Raw genomic sequence first — 15,143 nt, forward strand, 5'->3', positions numbered from 1 at the left:
TTGCATGTCGTCTTCCGCGAAAGCCATGGGCTGGAGGAAACGGACGCGCCGTTCGATCCGGGGCAAAGCCCTGCCGATCTGGTGGTGCTGTCGTTTTCCGACAGTGATCTGGGGGCTTTCGCGGCGGGCTGGTATCGTGCGGGCGGCAAACTTCCCGGTCTGCGGCTGGCGAACCTTGTGGCGCTGCGCCATCCGCTGTCGGTGGATACCTATGTGGAACAGACGCTGGCCGGGGCCAAGGGTATCCTGATCCGGCTGATCGGCGGCGAAAGCTATTGGGCCTATGGGCTGGCGCAGGTGCAGGATCTGTGCCGCCGCCACGGCATCGCGCTGGCGGTGCTGCCGGCCGACGGGCGCGCCGATACGCGGCTGGATGCGCTGTCCACCTTGCCGGTGGGCACGCTGCGCCGTCTTGCCGCCCTTTGCGACGCCGGGGGTGCTGTGGCGGCACAGGCGGCGCTGGCGCAACTGGCGCTGGCGGCGGGGCTTTATGCCGGGCCGGTGCCGGGCGACAAGACCCTGCCCGATTGCGGCTGGTATGATCCGGCGCGCGGGGTGCTGCCAGGGCCAGAGGACGTGGGGCCGGAGGGCGCGGGGCCGCTGGTCGTGGTCAGCTTTTACCGCAGTTATCTGACCTCGGCGGATCTGTCGCCGGTCGATGCGCTGATTGCGGAATTGCGGCGGCAAGGCTTCCGGGCTTTCGGGCTGTTTGCGCCCTCGCTCAAAGGGACGGCGGCCGAATGGGTGCAGCAGGCGCTGACAGATGCCGCCCCTGTTGCCATCATCAATGCCACCGCCTTTTCGGCCAAGGGGCCGGACGGCAGCTCGCCACTCGATACGCCGGGCTGCCCGGTGTTTCAGGTGGCGCTGTCCACCGCCCGCCGCCGCGACTGGGCCGGGGCCGACCGGGGCCTGTCGCCCGCCGATCTGGCCATGCATGTGGTGCTGCCCGAGGTGGACGGGCGCATCTTTGCGGGCGTGGCCAGTTTCAAATCGCCCACGGCGCGCGACCCCGATCTGCAATTCTCGCGCTTTGCCCATCGCGCCGATGACAGCCGCATCCGGGCCGTGGTGGCGCGGGTGGCGGCCTGGCACCGGCTGGGCACCACCCCCGCCCCGGCGCGGCAGTTGGCGTTGATCCTGTCCACCTATCCCGGCAAGGATTACAATCTGGCCCATGCCGTCGGGCTGGATGCGCTGGCCTCTGCCGAGGCGATCCTGAACGCGCTGCAAGGTGCGGGTTATGCCACCACCGCCCGCGCCGACCTTGGCCGTCAGTTGGAACAGGCCACGCTTTTCTGGCCGCTGGTCGAGTACAAGGCCGCACTGGCCACCCTGCCCGAGGCGCTGCAACAGGCCCTGACGGCGGCCTGGGGCAGGCCCGAAGATGATCCGGCCTGCATGGGCGCTGCGCTGCACTTCCGCGCGCTGCGGCAAGGGGCGGCGCTGATCGCGCTGCAACCCGAGCGCGGCGATGTGCAGGCCCGCGATGACGATTATCACGACCTGTCGCGCACGCCGCGCCATGCCTATGTCGCCTTCTATCTGTGGCTGCGGGCACAGGGGCTGCATGCGCTGGTGCATATCGGCGCGCATGGCACGCTGGAATGGCTGCCCGGCAAGGCAGTGGCGCTGTCGGATCTGTGCTGGCCCGAGGTTCTGACCGGCGCGCTGCCGGTGATCTATCCTTTCATCGTCAATGATCCCGGCGAGGCGGCGCAGGCCAAGCGCCGGATCGGTGCGCTGACGCTGGGCCATCTGCCGCCACCGATGGTTGCCTCGGCCACCCCGACCAACCTGACCCGGCTGGAACGGCTGCTGGATGAATATTCCACCGCCGACGGGCTGGACCCGGCCCGGCGCGACCGGCTGATTGCCGCCGTGCGCACCGAGGCGCAGGCGGCGGGGGTCGAGGCCGATCTGGGCATTCCGGCCGAAGCCTCGCCCGCCGAGGCGATCACCCGGATCGACCGCTTTGTCTGCGACATCAAGGAAAGCCAGTATGGCGAGGGCCTGCATGTCTATGGTCAGGGCAATGGCGAGATGGACGGGCTGCTGACCGCACTCGGCGCGCGGCGCGTCGCCCCCGGCCCCTCCGGCTCGCCCTGGCGCGGGCGGCTGGATGTGCTGCCCACCGGGCGCAACCTGTTTTCCGTCGATCCCCGGGCGGTGCCTTCGCGCGCCGCCTTTGCGCAGGGGGTGAAACTGGCCGAAGAGCTGATCCGCCGCCATTTGCAGGATCAGGGCGATTATCCGCGCGGGCTGGTGCTGGACCTCTGGGGGTCGGCCACCATGCGCACGGCGGGCGAAGAATTTGCCATGGCGCTGCATCTGGCCGGTCTGGCCCCACGCTGGGATGACGGGGCCGAACGGGTGAACGGGTTCGAGATCACACCGCTGGCCCTGCTGCGCCGCCCGCGTATCGACGTGACGCTGCGCGTCTCGGGCCTGTTCCGCGATGTGTTTCCCGGCCTTGCGCAACTGTTCGAGGCCGGCGCGCAGGCGCTGGCCGAACGTGACGAGGCGCCGGAGGACAACCCCTATACCCTGCGCACCGCCCGCGTCTTTGGCCCGAAGCCCGGTCTTTACGGCATGGGCATGACCAATGCGCTGGAGGATTACAGCGACGCGGGCCGGGCGGCGGCGGGCGAGGCCTGGCTGAAAGGATCGGAATGGGCGATTGATGCGCAGGGCACGGTGCATCACGCCCGCGCGGCGCTGGAGGAGAGGCTGCGCGCCGCCGATGGGTTTGCCCATGTGCAGGATCTGGCCGAAACCGATCTGCTGCTCGCCTCTGACTATGCCGCGCATGAGGGCGGTTTTGCGGCGGCGGTGGCGCATCTGGGCGGCGCGGTTCCGGCGCTGTATCATCTGGACGCCACCCGCCCCGACGCGCCGCGCGCCCGGCTTCTGGGCGAAGAAATCGCCCGCGTGATCCGCGCCCGCGCCACCAACCCCGATTGGGCCAGCGCCATGATGCGGCATGGCTTCCGGGGCGGGGCCGAGATTGCGGCGACGATGGATCATCTGGCTGCCTTCGCCCATCTGACCCGCGCCGTGCCCGCGCATCTGATCGATCTTTATCACGAGGCGACGCTGGGCCGTGCCGATCTGGTGGCGTTTCTGGAGGCGGAAAACCCGCAGGCGCTAGCCGCCTTGCAGGCGCGGTTTCAGGCCCTGCATGACGCCGGGCTCTGGGTCACGCGCCGCAATTCCATCGCCGCCACGCTGGACGTGGTGCCATGACAGAGGCGCCGCTGGTTCAGGGCTGGTGCCCCGGTGCCCTGCGTCCGATGCTGTCGGGCGATGGCTATGTGTTGCGGGTGCGCCCGCGTCTGGGGCGGCTGTCGGCGGACCAGGCGGCGGGCGTGGCAGCGCTGGCGCTGGCGCACGGCAACGGGCTGATTGATCTGTCGGCCCGCGCCAATGTGCAGCTGCGCGGCGTGCGCGCAGACAGCCATGCCCCGCTGATCGCCGGGCTGCGGGCGCTGGGGCTGATTGACGACAGCGTGGCGCAGGAATCGCGGCGCAATATTGTGGTGCAGCCGTTCTGGGGCGACTCTGATCCGACGCTGGCGATTGCGGCGGATCTGACGGCGGCCCTCGCGGCCCCCGACGCGCCGGATCTGCCGGGCAAATTTGGCTTTGCGGTGGATTGCGGGCTGCGGCGCGTGCTGGATGGCACCGCCGCCGATATCCGCCTCACGCGGCAGGGCGATCAACTGGTGCTGCGCGCCGAAGGCAGCTTTCGGGCAAAGGTGGTCTCCCCCGACACCGCGGCAGCCGAGGCGCTGGCGCTGGCGCGCTGGTTTCTGGCCATGGGCGGCGTGACGCAGGGGCGCGGCCGCATGGCGGCGCTGATGGCGCGCGGTGTGGCGCTGCCCGAGGGCTTTACGCTCGAAACCCCGGTGCAGGCCTATGATGCCGCCCCCGGCGCTTGTGCCCAAGGTCAGCTTGTCGGGTTTGAATTCGGCCAGATGCAGGCGGAAACGCTGGCGGCGCTGGCCCGGTTGGGCGCACTGCGGGTCACGCCTTGGCGGATGCTGCTGATCGAGGGCGCGACGCAGGCCCCCGCCCTGCCGGGGGTCATCTCCGATCCCGCCTCGCCCCTGCTGCGGGTGATTGCCTGCACCGGCGCCCCCGGATGCACGCAGGCGCTTCAGCCGACACGCGCGCTGGCGCGGGCATTGGCCCCGCACCTTTCAGTGCCGCTGCATGTCTCGGGCTGTGCCAAGGGCTGCGCCCATCCCGGCCCCGCGCCGCTGACCCTGACCGCTACGGTCGAAGGCTTTGCGCTGATCCGCGATGGCACCGCCGCCGATATGCCGCTATCCACCCATTCCATGGCCGATCTGATCGCCCGTCCCGATATTCTGACCGAGTAGCCCGATGCCCCATATCTACGAAACCGATGGCGCGACCATCTATGTCAACTCTTTCGCCACCATCCGGGCCGAGGCTGATCTGGCCCGGTTCACCCCGGAGGAAGAGGTGGTGGTGGTGCGCATGATCCATGCGGCAGGCATGGTCGGGCTGGAGCAGCACGCCCGCTTCACCCCCGGCATGGCGATTGCGGCCCGCGCCGCACTCGAGGCGGGCGCGCCGATCCTGTGTGATGTGCGCATGGTGTCGGAAGGCATCACCCGGCCCCGCCTGCCCGCCGACAACCAGATCCTCTGCACGCTGCAAGACCCGCGCGTGCCCGATCTGGCAAAGGCCATGGGCAATACCCGATCCGCCGCGGCGGTCGAGCTGTGGCGCCCGCATCTGGCCGGGGCGGTGGTCGCCATCGGCAATGCCCCGACCGCGCTGTTCCATCTGCTGAACATGCTGCAAGACCCTGCCTGCCCGCGCCCTGCCGCGATCATCGGCTGCCCTGTCGGTTTCATCGGGGCGGCGGAATCGAAAGAGGCGTTGATGCAGGATCAGCCCTGCCCGGCGATGATCATCGCCGGGCGGCTGGGCGGTTCGGCCATCACCGTGGCCGCGATCAACGCTCTGGCCTGCCGGAAGGAATAACATGGCCCGCATCATCTGTGCCGGACTTGGCCCCGGCGACCCTGACCTGATCTCGATCCGGTCCGACCGGGCGATCCGTGCGGCCAGCCATGTCGCCTATTTCCGCAAGGAAGGGCGCAAGGGACAGGCGCGCGCCATCGTCGAGGGCATGTTGCGCCCCGATGCGGTCGAGCTGGCGATGGAATATCCCGTCACCACCGAATTGCCGTTTGACAGCCCGGAATACAATGACGCGCTGGCGCAGTTCTATGATCTCTGGGCCGAGCGTCTGGCGGCGATGCCGGGCGAGGTGGTGGTGCTGTGCGAGGGCGACCCCTTCTTCTATGGCAGTTTCATGCACCTTTATACCCGGCTGAAAGACCGGGTGGCGGTGCAGGTCATCCCCGGCATCACCGGCATGGCGGGCTGCTGGCACGCCACCGGCACGCCGATCACCTGGGGCGATGACGTGCTGTCGGTGCTGATGGGCACGCTGCCGGAGCAGGATCTGGTGGCGCATATGCAAAGCGCCGATGCGCTGGCAATCATGAAAACCGGGCGCAATCTGCCCAAGGTGCGCCGCGCGCTGGAAACCGCCGGCCGGCTGGGCGATGCTTGGCTGATCGAGCGTGGCACCATGCCGGGCGAGCGGGTGGCGCGGCTGGCCGAGGTGGATGTGGCCGATTGTCCCTATTTCGCCATCGTGCTGGTGCATGGCCATGGCCGCCGCCCCGAGGTGCTGGAATGACCGGCGCGGTTCTGATTGCGGGCCTCGGCCCCGGCGATGCCGCCATGGTCACGCACGAGGTGACGGCGGCGCTGGCGCAGGCGACCGATGTGGTGGGCTATATCCCCTATGTCGCCCGCGTCGCGCCGCGCCCCGGCCTGACCCTGCATCCGACCGACAACCGGGTGGAGCTGGACCGCGCCACCCATGCACTTGAACTGGCGTCTGCCGGGGCGCGGGTGGTCGTGGTGTCATCCGGCGATCCGGGGGTGTTTGCCATGGCCAGCGCGGTGTTCGAGGCGCTGGAAGCCCGGCCCGATCTGGCCGATGTGCCGGTGACGGTGCTGCCGGGCATCACTGCGATGCTGGCCGCCGCCGCCGCCGCCGGGGCGCCGCTGGGCCATGACTTCTGCGCCATCAACCTCAGCGACAACCTCAAACCCTTTGCGCTGGTGGAAAAGCGGCTACGGCTGGCGGCACAGGCCGATTTTGCCATGGGGTTCTACAACCCCCGTTCAAAATCCCGCCCGCATCAGTTTGCCCGCGTGCTGGAGATCCTGCGCGAAGAATGTGCGCCGACCCGGCTGATCACCTTCGCCCGCGCCGTCTCGACCCCGGAGCAGGTGCTGCGCACCGTCACGCTGGCCGAGGCAACCGAGGATATGGCCGATATGCGCACGGTGGTGCTGGTCGGCAATTCCGCCACCCGCCGCGTCGGGCCCTATGTCTATACGCCCCGGTCAGCCTGATGCGCATCAGCCTGTGCCAGCCAGTGCAGCACCTCGGCCACCTCCGCCCGCACCGCGCGGGCGGGCAGCGCCGGGCGATCGATCATCACCACCGGCAGGCTCAGGGTGCGCGCCGCCGCGAGCTTGGCCTGCGCACCGCTGCCGCCCGCATTCTTGGCCACGACATGCGTGATCCGCTCTCGGCGCAACAGCGCCAGATCCCCGGCCAGATCAAAGGGGCCGCGTGCAATTTCCACCGAACAGTCGGGCAAGGGCAGCGCGCCCGGCGGATCGACCAGCCGCAGCAGGTAATGGTGCTGCGGTCTGGCGGCAAATTCCGCCAGATGCAGCTTGCCGATGGCCAGAAACACCCGCGCCGGGCTGTCGGGCAAGGCGGCAACCGCCCCGGCCATATCGGGCACATGGGTCCAGCGGTCGCCCGGCTCTGCCTTCCATTCCGGGCGTTGCAGCGCGACCAGCGGCACTTGGGCTTCGGCGCAGGCGGCAACGGCATTGCGGCTCATCTGCGCGGCAAAGGGATGGGTGGCGTCGATCACATGGCTGATCTGCGCGTCCCGCAGATACGCCACCAGCCCCGGCACACCGCCAAAACCACCAACCCGCATCGGCAGGGGCTGCGCGACCGGCGCCTCGGTGCGCCCGGCATAGGAAAACACCGCCGCCAGCCCGGCATCGGCGAGCGCGCGGGCCATCCGGCTGGCCTCGGTGGTGCCGCCCAGCAAAAGAACGCGTGTCATGTCTGAGCCCTGGCTGCATATCATCGGTCTGGGAGAAGATGGACTGGCGGGCCTGCCCGGCGCAAGCCGTGCCGCGCTGGACCGCGCCGAAATCATCATCGGCGGGCCGCGTCACCTGGATCTGGTGCAGGCGGGCGCGCGGGGGCAACCCTGGCCGGTGCCGTTTTCCACCGCCCCCGTGCTGGCCGCCAAGGGCCGCCGCGTGGTGGTTCTCGCCTCGGGCGATCCGTTCTGGCATGGCGCGGGCGGCAGTCTGCTGAGCCACCTAGCTCCCCCTGATCTTGCGCCCGGCGACTGGATCAGCCATCCCGCCGCATCGTCGTTTCAGCTGGCCGCGAACCGGCTGGGCTGGCGGATGGAAGATACGCTGTGCCTTGGCCTGCACGCCGCCCCCTTGGCCCGGCTGCGCCCGTTGCTGCATCCGGGCAGCCGCGTGCTGGTGACGCTGCGCGACGGGGCGGCGGCGGCAGAGCTGGCGCTGTGGCTCAGCACGCATGGCCATGCGGCGGCAGAGCTGCATGTTCTGGAGCGGCTGGGCGGCCCGGCCGAACGCATCCGCGCCACCACGGCTGCGGGCTTTGATCTGGACGCGGTGCAGGCCCCGGTTCTGGCCGCAATCACTGCCCGCGATCCGGGCCTGCCGCGCGTGGCGGGGTTGCCGGATGATCTGTTTGCCAGTGATGGCCAGATCACCAAACGCCCGATCCGCGCCCTGACCCTGTCAAGCCTCGCCCCCCGGCCCGGTGAGCATCTGTGGGATCTGGGTGCCGGCTCCGGCTCCATCTCGGTCGAATGGTGCCTTGCGGGCGGCACGGCCTCGGCGGTGGAGCGGCGGGCCGACCGCCTGCCGAACATCCGCGCCAATGCCGACAGCTTTGGCCTGTCGCATCGCTTGACGGCGGTAGAGAGCGCCTCGCAGGCCGCCTTGCCGCATCTGCCGCGCCCCGATGCGGTGTTCATTGGCGGCGGGGCCGATGCGGGCCTGCTGGCGGCGCTGTGGGACGCGGTGCCGGAGGGCACGCGGCTGGTGGTCAATGCCGTCACGCTGGAAACCGAGGCGCTGCTCTATGACCACCACGTCCGGCTGGGCGGCGCGCTGATGCGCATCGACATTGCGCAGGCCGGTCCCTTGGGCGGGATGCGCGGCTGGTCCGCCGCCCGGCCCGTGGTGCAATGGAGTGTCATGCGATGATCGCCGCCGGAATTGGCCTGCGCGCCAGCGCCACGCTTGCCGATCTGCGCGCCGTGCTGGCGCTGGCCGCAACGCCGCCGCAGGCGCTGGCCACACCCGCCGACAAGGCCGACCATCCGGCGCTGCACGCCCTTGCCAGCGCGACGGGCCTGTCCCTGCATCCCGTGCCGCTGGCCACCCTGCTGGCGCAGATCACCGTCACCCACAGCCCACACCAGCCCGCCCGCTATGGCGCGGGATCGGTGGCCGAAGCGGCAGCCCTTGCCGCCGCTGGCCCCGGTGCCCGGCTGATCCAGACCCGTATCCTCAGCCCCGGTGGTCTGGCCACCCTCGCGCTGGCCTCTTCAGAAGGACAAACCGCATGACCGTGCATTTCATCGGCGCAGGCCCCGGTGCCGCCGACCTGATCACCCTGCGCGGGCGCGACCTGATCGCCGCCTCGCCCGTCTGCCTTTATGCCGGGTCGCTGGTGCCCGAGGCGCTGCTGGCGCATTGCCCGCCCGGCGCGCGGATCGTGAACACCGCGCCGCTGAGCCTCGATGCCATCATCGACGAAATCGCCGCCGCCCATGCCGCAGGGCAGGATGTCGCGCGGCTGCATTCGGGTGACCTGTCGGTCTGGTCGGCGATGGGCGAACAGCTGCGCCGGTTGCGGGCGCTGAACATCCCCTATGATGTCACCCCCGGTGTGCCCAGCTTTGCCGCCGCCGCAGCCGCCCTTGGCGCGGAACTCACCCTGCCCGGCATTGCGCAATCGGTGGTGCTGACCCGCACCTCGGGGCGTGCCTCGTCGATGCCCGAGGGCGAGGCGCTGGAGAATTTTGCCCGCACCGGCGCGGTGCTGGCCATCCATCTGTCGGTGCATGTGCTGGAAACGGTGATTGCCACCCTGACGCCGCATTACGGGGCCGATTGCCCGGTGGCGGTGGTCTGGCGCGCCAGCTGGCCCGATCAGCGCATCGTGCGCGCCACGCTCGCCACGCTGGAAACCGCCATCGGGGCCGAAATGGAACGCACGGCGCTGATCCTTGTCGGCCATTCCATCGGGGCCGAGGAATTTGACGAAAGCCGCCTTTACGCAGGCGATTACGACCGCCGCTATCGCCCGGTCGGAACTGCCCCGCGTTTCCCGGAAACCGCATGAGCGCGGCGGCCCCGCTGCCCGGCGGGCTGATCATCTCGGCCCCCGCCTCGGGCACCGGCAAGACCACGGTGACACTGGGCCTGCTTGCGGCCTTCCGGGCGCAGGGGTTGGTGGTGCAGCCGTTCAAAAGCGGGCCGGATTACATTGATCCCGCCTTTCACAGCGCCGCATCGGGCCGGGCCTCGGTCAACCTTGACACCTGGGCCATGCCCGTGCCGCGGATCGCGGCGTTGATGCAGGCGGCGCAAGGGGCCGATCTGGTGCTGGCCGAAGGCTCGATGGGGCTGTTTGACGGCGTGGCCGCCAAGGGCGAAACCGGGATTGGCGCCAGCGCCGATCTGTCGGGGCTGACCGGCTGGCCGGTGGTGCTGGTGCTGGATGTCTCGGGTCAGGCGCAAAGTGCTGCCGCCGTGGCGCTGGGGTTTGCCGCGATGCGCCCCGGCCTGCGGCTGGCGGGCGTGGTGCTGAACCGCGTGGCCTCCCCCCGGCACGAGGCGCTGGTGCGCGATGGCATGGCGCAGGCCGGGATCACCGTCTTTGGCGCGCTGCCACGCAAAGCCTCGATCGAGCTGCCAGAGCGGCATCTGGGGCTGGTGCAGGCGCAGGAAAACCCGGATCTCGCCCGGATCCTGACCGAAGCGGGCACATTCGTGGCCGAGCATCTGGACCTTGCCGCCCTGCGCGCCGCCGCACAGGCAACCCCCCTGCCCGAGGCCCCGGCCCGCCGCAGCCCGCCGCCCGGCCAGCGCATCGCCCTCGCACGCGATGCGGCCTTTTCATTCGTCTATCCGCATCTTCTGGCCGATTGGCACGATCAGGGGGCGGAAATCCTGCCGTTCTCGCCGCTGGCCGATCAGGGCCCGACCGATCACGCCGATTGCTGCTGGCTGCCCGGCGGTTATCCCGAACTTCATGCCGGGGCGCTGAGTGCGGCAACGCGGTTCCGCAGCACGCTCGCCCGCTTTGCCGAAACGCGCCCGGTGCATGGCGAATGTGGGGGCTACATGGCGATGGGCGCGGCGCTGATCGACGCGGCAGGCACGGCGCATGAAATGGCCGGGCTTCTGGGCCATGTGACCAGCTATGCCAAACGCCGGATGCACCTTGGCTACCGCCTTGCCACGCTGCGCGCGGCCATGCCCGGCCTGCCCGCAGGCAGCCGGTTGCGCGGCCACGAATTTCACTACTCGACCATCGTGACACAACCCGATATGGCGCTGGCCGATGTCGTGGATGCGACCGGAACGCCCGTGGCGGAAACCGGGTCGCGGCGCGGCCATGCCAGCGGCACCTATTTCCACCTGATCGGTCAGGCCAGTACATGAGCGGTTTCGTTTCCTTCGTTTCCTCCGGCCCCGGCGACCCGGAGCTTCTGACCGTGAAGGCCGTCAAACGGCTGCAAGCGGCGGATGTGGTGCTTTATGATGACCTCAGCTCTGGCCCGATCCTCGATCTGGCGCGACCGGGGGCCGATCTGATCTCGGTCGGAAAACGCGCGGGCCGCCCTTCGGCCAAGCAGGATCATGTGAACCGCCTGCTGGTGGATTACGCGGCAACCGGCGCCCAGGTGGTGCGGCTGAAATCCGGCGATGCCGGGATCTTTGGCCGGCTGGAGGAAGAAACCCTGACGCTCGACGCCGAAGGCATCGCCTATGAGGTGATCCCCGGCGTGACCTCGGCCTCTGCGGCGGCGGCGGCGGCGGGCATCCCGCTGACCCGGCGACTGACGGCGCGGCGGGTGCAGTTCCTGACCGGGGCCGATGTGACCGGCGGCCTGCCCGAAGGGCTGAACTGGGCCGCCCTCGCCGATCCGCTCGCCACCACCGTGATCTATATGGGCAAACGCACCTTCCCGGCGCTTGCGGCAGAGCTGATGGCGCGCGGCCTGCCCGGCGACACCCCCGCCCTGCTGGCGCATGGCGTCAGCACCCCCGAAGAACGGCTGGAACGCTTTACCCTGCACAGCCTCGCGCAGCATCTGACGGCGGCGGAAAGCACCACCCCGGCGCTGATCCTCTATGGTCCGCTGGCCCCGCCGAAAGCCTGATCCGCCGCGCCCTCATGCCCGCTTGACGTGCCGGCCGCTTGCCCCCAGAAAGGGCGGGCAAGGTGTCCATCAGGTGCAAAGCACCCGGACTTCATCGGGAATGGGAAGGGTGGACCCAATCGGCACCCCAACCCCAGCCGCCCCCGCGACTGTAAGCGGCGAGCCTGCCCCCATATGCCACTGGCTCCGGCCGGGAAGGCGGCGGTGAGGCCCGGACCCGCAGCCAGGAGACCGGCCTCGCACACAGGCAACCGTTTTGCCGTCGGGTGTGACGGCATGGGAGAGTGAGACATGCATATCGAACCGGGCCTCGTTACCGGGGCCAAACTTCTGCTGGGCGTGGCAACCGCGACCACCGCCGCCGCCTTCACCGCAAAAACCGCATGGGAGGCGATCCGCGTACAGGGCGTGGCCTCGCTGATCAGCCGGGCTGCCATCGGCACCGTGGCCACCTTCATCTTTTTTGAACTGATGCCGCATTATGCCGTGGGCGTCTCCGAGGTGCATTTCATTCTCGGCTCCACGCTGTTCCTGATCCTCGGCACCGCCCCTGCCGCCATCGGGCTGGCGCTTGGCCTACTGATCCAGAGCCTGTTCTTCGCACAGGCCGACCTGCCGCAATATGGCATGAATGTCACCACGCTGCTGGTGCCGCTGTTCGCCATTGCAGCACTTGCCAAACGCATCATCGCCCCCGGCACCGCCTATGTGGACCTGAGCTATGGCCAGACGCTGGCCCTCTCGACCGCCTATCAGGCGGGCATCGTGGCCTGGGTGGCGTTCTGGGCCTTTACCGGCACCGGCATCTCGACCGAAAGCCTGGCCTCGGTCGGCACCTTCGGCGCTGCCTATATGCTGGTGATCGTGGTGGAACCGCTGGTGGATCTGGCTGTGCTGGCCGCAGCCAAGGCCATGCGCGGGCTGGCAGGCTCAGGCCTTGTCACGCCGCGCCTGCACAACGCCGCCTGAGATGACAGGGCGGCACCCCCAGTGCCGCCCCTTTGCGCGATGAAGATCACCCTCTGCACTTCTTGCCCGCTAGGCCGGTCCGGCTTTGCCACCCCACTGGGGGCGGCGCTGGATCAGGCGGGCATTGCCGCGCAGATCGCGACGGTGGACTGCATGTCGGGCTGCACCCGCGCCTCGACGCTGGCCTTCCGCGCCCCCGGCAAGACCGCCTATCTGTTCGGCGATCTGACCGAGGCCGATCTGCCCGACCTTCTCACCTTTGCCCGGCTCTATGCCGCCAGCCCGGATGGCACGCTGACCGATGCCCGGCCGCTCGGCACGCTGCGCCGCAAGGCCATCGCGCGGATTCCGGGCTGAGGTCGCAGCCCGCCTGCCATCTGTCGCAAAGCACCTTGACCGATGCCCCCCGTTGCGCGCAGATGAAGGCGCAAGGTGTCCATCAGGTGCAAAGCACCCGGACTTCATCGGGAATGGGGAAGAGGCGGACCAAACGCGGCGCCTCCTGCCCCAGCCGCCCCCGCGACTGTCAGCGGCGAGCGGGTCTCTTTCATGCCACTGGCGCCTCCGCGCGCCGGGAAGGCAGAGATCCGCCCTGACCCGCGAGCCAGGAGACCGGCCTTGCGCGGTGCAACATGAATGCCGTCGGGTGTGACGGCAAGGAGAGACGTTATGACCCAATCGCAGATGACGGCCAAGACTGCCACCAAATCCTCTTCCGCCGTGATGGCGGCTGTGTTTGTCGCGGCCCTTGGCGGCGCGCTGCTGTTCGTCGCAGGCCATGCGCAATCGGCGGCCCTGCATGACGCGGCACATGATGTGCGCCACGCGACCGGCTTCCCCTGCCACTGACCCGCCGCAGATACAGATGATCAAATCCATGGTGGCCAGCGCCCTGATCGCTGGCTGTGCAGTAGGGCTGCTCGCAGCTCTGCTGCATTTCGCATTCGTGCAGGACTATATCCTTCTGGGCGAAGAGTTTGAATCCGGCGCAAGGGTGCATTTCGAAAACGCCGCCCCTGCCACACCCGAGGGCGCGGGCCACGCCCATGCCACACCAGACGCCGCCGCCGCACCGCATGACCATGGCAGCGCCGCCGCCCATGATCACGGCAGCGAAGCCGAGCCGGGCGCCGTCCAACGCAATGCGCTGACCGTGCTGTTTGCCGTGCTGATCTATACCGCCTACGCGCTGCTGCTGGCGGCCGGCTTCGGCCTCGCCGAAAGCTTCGGTGCAACGATCACCGCACGCGACGGGCTGCTCTGGGGTATCGGCGGCTTTGTCACCTTCCAGCTGGCCCCGGCCATGGGGCTGGCACCGGAACTGCCCGGCACCATCGCCGCCGAACTGGGCGCGCGACAGCTCTGGTGGTGGCTGACCGTCGGCTGCACCGGCAGCGGGCTCGCCCTCCTGGCCTATGGCCGCCACTGGGCGCTGTTCGGCCTCGCGGGCGCGCTGCTGGCGCTGCCGCATGTGATCGGCGCCCCGCATCCCGACCAGTTCTGGGGCGTGGCCCCGCCCGAAGTGGCCGGGGCCTTTTCGGCCCGCGTGCTGGGCACGGCGCTGGTGGTCTGGGCGCTGCTCGGCTGGGTCGCCGCCACCGTCTGGCACCGCGAGATCCGCAGCACCTGACATCGGATGGGGGGCCGCATGTCCCCCATTCACCTTGCCCAAATATCCCCGCCGGAGGCAGCGGCCTGCCCCGCAGGGCAGGCGGAACCAAGCGGCCGCAAGGCCGCGCCGGTGACCTCAGGGGCTTGCGGCCACAGGCCGCTCCGCGTCATAAGCCCGCAGACACCAACGCCCAGCAGCCGGAGCGCAAGATGATCGACCTCAGCCTGATCGGCATCGGCACCGGAAATCCCGATCACCTCACGCGTCAGGCGATCCGGGCGCTGAACGCAGCCGATCTGATCCTGATCCCGCACAAGGGCGACGGCAAGGCCGATCTGGCCGATCTGCGCCGCAGCATCGTGGCCGAGGTTGTCACCAATCCCGCCACGCGCATCGTAACCTTCGACCTGCCGGTCCGCGATGCGGCCACCGCCGATTACCGCCGTCGGGTGGAGGATTGGCACGATGCCATTGCAGCGCTCTGGGCCAGCGAAATCGCCGCCCATCTGGGCGCAACGGGCCGTGTGGCGCTGCTGGTCTGGGGCGATCCGTCGCTCTATGACAGCACGCTGCGCATCGCGGCCCGGCTACGCCCTGCGCCGCAAGTGACGGTAGTGCCCGGCATCACCTCCATTCAGGCGCTGACCGCCGCCCATGCCATCCCGCTGAACGAGATCAACGGCCCGGTGATGATCACCACCGGCCGCCGCCTGCGCGACGACGGCTTTCCGCCCGGCACAGACACCTGCGTCGTGATGCTGGATGGCGAATGTTCGTTCCAGAGCCTGCCGCCAGACGGGTTGGAAATCTGGTGGGCAGGCTTTGCCGGCATGCCGGAACAGATCACCGAACGCGGCCCCTTGGCCGAGGCAGGGCCGCGCATCCTTGAACGGCGCGCGGCGGCGCGGGCCGAACATGGCTGGATCATGGATATCTATCTGCTGCGCCGCACCGCGCAGGCCTGAGCC

The 15,143-nt window shown here is 69.4% G+C and carries 16 protein-coding genes and 2 riboswitches; of the genes, 15 read left to right on the forward strand and 1 reads right to left on the reverse strand.

Features of this window, described 5'->3' with window-relative positions:
• The 5 genes from cobN to cobJ are packed head-to-tail and all read left to right on the forward strand — an operon-like array spanning window position 1 to window position 6,474.
• Window positions 1-3,246: a cobaltochelatase subunit CobN gene (cobN, locus tag KM031_RS03290; RefSeq protein ID WP_215503136.1), complete on the forward strand. Its 3,246-nt coding sequence runs from the start codon at window positions 1-3 to the stop codon at window positions 3,244-3,246.
• Window positions 3,243-4,385 carry a precorrin-3B synthase gene (gene cobG, locus KM031_RS03295; protein ID WP_215503137.1) on the forward strand — a complete coding sequence of 381 codons (1,143 nt, stop codon included), beginning with the start codon at window positions 3,243-3,245 and terminating at the stop codon, window positions 4,383-4,385. Before cobN ends, cobG begins: the two co-directional genes overlap by 4 nt.
• A gap of 4 nt (window positions 4,386-4,389) precedes the next feature.
• A complete protein-coding gene (locus KM031_RS03300; RefSeq protein ID WP_215503138.1) occupies window positions 4,390-5,019 on the forward strand; it encodes a precorrin-8X methylmutase in 630 nt (209 codons plus the stop codon).
• A 1-nt stretch (window position 5,020) separates the two neighbouring features.
• On the forward strand, window positions 5,021-5,746 hold the full coding sequence (locus KM031_RS03305) for a precorrin-2 C(20)-methyltransferase (protein ID WP_215503139.1): 726 nt from the start codon (window positions 5,021-5,023) through the stop codon (window positions 5,744-5,746).
• A complete protein-coding gene (gene cobJ / locus KM031_RS03310; RefSeq protein WP_215503140.1) occupies window positions 5,743-6,474 on the forward strand; it encodes a precorrin-3B C(17)-methyltransferase in 732 nt (243 codons plus the stop codon). The genes KM031_RS03305 and cobJ overlap by 4 nt, the downstream gene beginning before the upstream one ends.
• Here cobJ and KM031_RS03315 read toward each other — a convergent pair.
• Window positions 6,453-7,211 carry a cobalt-precorrin-6A reductase gene (locus tag KM031_RS03315; RefSeq protein ID WP_215503141.1) on the reverse strand — a complete coding sequence of 253 codons (759 nt, stop codon included), beginning with the start codon at window positions 7,209-7,211 and terminating at the stop codon, window positions 6,453-6,455. The genes cobJ and KM031_RS03315 overlap by 22 nt on opposite strands.
• On the opposite strand from KM031_RS03315, the gene cbiE reads away from it, so the two are divergent.
• From cbiE to cobF, 10 genes are all read left to right on the forward strand, one after another.
• On the forward strand, window positions 7,210-8,403 hold the full coding sequence (cbiE, locus tag KM031_RS03320; protein WP_215503142.1) for a precorrin-6y C5,15-methyltransferase (decarboxylating) subunit CbiE: 1,194 nt from the start codon (window positions 7,210-7,212) through the stop codon (window positions 8,401-8,403). The two genes, KM031_RS03315 and cbiE, sit on opposite strands and share 2 nt — an antisense overlap.
• Complete coding sequence (locus tag KM031_RS03325; protein WP_215503143.1) at window positions 8,400-8,768, forward strand: cobalamin biosynthesis protein; 369 nt, start codon at window positions 8,400-8,402, stop codon at window positions 8,766-8,768. The genes cbiE and KM031_RS03325 overlap by 4 nt, the downstream gene beginning before the upstream one ends.
• Window positions 8,765-9,547 carry a precorrin-4 C(11)-methyltransferase gene (cobM, locus tag KM031_RS03330; RefSeq protein ID WP_215503144.1) on the forward strand — a complete coding sequence of 261 codons (783 nt, stop codon included), beginning with the start codon at window positions 8,765-8,767 and terminating at the stop codon, window positions 9,545-9,547. The genes KM031_RS03325 and cobM overlap by 4 nt, the downstream gene beginning before the upstream one ends.
• A complete protein-coding gene (locus KM031_RS03335; protein WP_215503145.1) occupies window positions 9,544-10,872 on the forward strand; it encodes a cobyrinic acid a,c-diamide synthase CobB in 1,329 nt (442 codons plus the stop codon). The genes cobM and KM031_RS03335 overlap by 4 nt, the downstream gene beginning before the upstream one ends.
• Window positions 10,869-11,594, forward strand: a complete 726-nt coding sequence (gene cobA, locus KM031_RS03340; RefSeq protein WP_215503146.1) for a uroporphyrinogen-III C-methyltransferase — start codon at window positions 10,869-10,871, stop codon at window positions 11,592-11,594. Before KM031_RS03335 ends, cobA begins: the two co-directional genes overlap by 4 nt.
• A 43-nt stretch (window positions 11,595-11,637) precedes the next feature.
• Window positions 11,638-11,848: riboswitch (cobalamin riboswitch) on the forward strand.
• A gap of 37 nt (window positions 11,849-11,885) precedes the next feature.
• A complete protein-coding gene (locus KM031_RS03345; RefSeq protein ID WP_215503147.1) occupies window positions 11,886-12,563 on the forward strand; it encodes an energy-coupling factor ABC transporter permease in 678 nt (225 codons plus the stop codon).
• Window positions 12,564-12,584: 21 nt separating this feature from the next.
• A complete protein-coding gene (locus KM031_RS03350; protein WP_260692097.1) occupies window positions 12,585-12,920 on the forward strand; it encodes a DUF1636 domain-containing protein in 336 nt (111 codons plus the stop codon).
• Window positions 12,921-12,976: 56 nt separating this feature from the next.
• Window positions 12,977-13,198, forward strand: a riboswitch (cobalamin riboswitch).
• 34 nt (window positions 13,199-13,232) lie between these two features.
• The gene (locus tag KM031_RS03355; protein ID WP_246566770.1) at window positions 13,233-13,412 is read left to right on the forward strand and encodes a CbtB domain-containing protein; all 180 of its coding nucleotides are present in this window, start codon (window positions 13,233-13,235) and stop codon (window positions 13,410-13,412) included.
• A 16-nt stretch (window positions 13,413-13,428) separates the two neighbouring features.
• The gene (locus tag KM031_RS03360) at window positions 13,429-14,193 is read left to right on the forward strand and encodes a CbtA family protein (protein WP_215503148.1); all 765 of its coding nucleotides are present in this window, start codon (window positions 13,429-13,431) and stop codon (window positions 14,191-14,193) included.
• Between the two features lie 191 nt (window positions 14,194-14,384).
• Window positions 14,385-15,140, forward strand: a complete 756-nt coding sequence (gene cobF, locus KM031_RS03365; protein ID WP_215503149.1) for a precorrin-6A synthase (deacetylating) — start codon at window positions 14,385-14,387, stop codon at window positions 15,138-15,140.
• Window positions 15,141-15,143: the final 3 nt, after the last annotated feature.

Source organism: Gemmobacter fulvus (assembly GCF_018798885.1).
In the GTDB taxonomy this organism is placed as follows: Bacteria; Pseudomonadota; Alphaproteobacteria; order Rhodobacterales; family Rhodobacteraceae; genus Gemmobacter; species Gemmobacter fulvus.

What these genes read in the sequence shown, in the direction of transcription:
- KM031_RS03325 (WP_215503143.1), top strand. Translation starts at nt 8,400, where the DNA reads ATGATCGCCGCCGGAATTGGCCTGCGCGCCAGCGCCACGCTTGCCGAT.
- KM031_RS03335 (WP_215503145.1), top strand. Translation starts at nt 9,544, where the DNA reads ATGAGCGCGGCGGCCCCGCTGCCCGGCGGGCTGATCATCTCGGCCCCC.
- cobF (WP_215503149.1), top strand. Translation starts at nt 14,385, where the DNA reads ATGATCGACCTCAGCCTGATCGGCATCGGCACCGGAAATCCCGATCAC.
- KM031_RS03300 (WP_215503138.1), top strand. Translation starts at nt 4,390, where the DNA reads ATGCCCCATATCTACGAAACCGATGGCGCGACCATCTATGTCAACTCT.
- cobA (WP_215503146.1), top strand. Translation starts at nt 10,869, where the DNA reads ATGAGCGGTTTCGTTTCCTTCGTTTCCTCCGGCCCCGGCGACCCGGAG.
- cobG (WP_215503137.1), top strand. Translation starts at nt 3,243, where the DNA reads ATGACAGAGGCGCCGCTGGTTCAGGGCTGGTGCCCCGGTGCCCTGCGT.
- cobJ (WP_215503140.1), top strand. Translation starts at nt 5,743, where the DNA reads ATGACCGGCGCGGTTCTGATTGCGGGCCTCGGCCCCGGCGATGCCGCC.
- KM031_RS03355 (WP_246566770.1), top strand. Translation starts at nt 13,233, where the DNA reads ATGACCCAATCGCAGATGACGGCCAAGACTGCCACCAAATCCTCTTCC.
- cobM (WP_215503144.1), top strand. Translation starts at nt 8,765, where the DNA reads ATGACCGTGCATTTCATCGGCGCAGGCCCCGGTGCCGCCGACCTGATC.
- cbiE (WP_215503142.1), top strand. Translation starts at nt 7,210, where the DNA reads ATGTCTGAGCCCTGGCTGCATATCATCGGTCTGGGAGAAGATGGACTG.
- KM031_RS03305 (WP_215503139.1), top strand. Translation starts at nt 5,021, where the DNA reads ATGGCCCGCATCATCTGTGCCGGACTTGGCCCCGGCGACCCTGACCTG.
- KM031_RS03315 (WP_215503141.1), bottom strand. Translation starts at nt 7,211, where the DNA reads ATGACACGCGTTCTTTTGCTGGGCGGCACCACCGAGGCCAGCCGGATG.
- KM031_RS03345 (WP_215503147.1), top strand. Translation starts at nt 11,886, where the DNA reads ATGCATATCGAACCGGGCCTCGTTACCGGGGCCAAACTTCTGCTGGGC.
- KM031_RS03360 (WP_215503148.1), top strand. Translation starts at nt 13,429, where the DNA reads ATGATCAAATCCATGGTGGCCAGCGCCCTGATCGCTGGCTGTGCAGTA.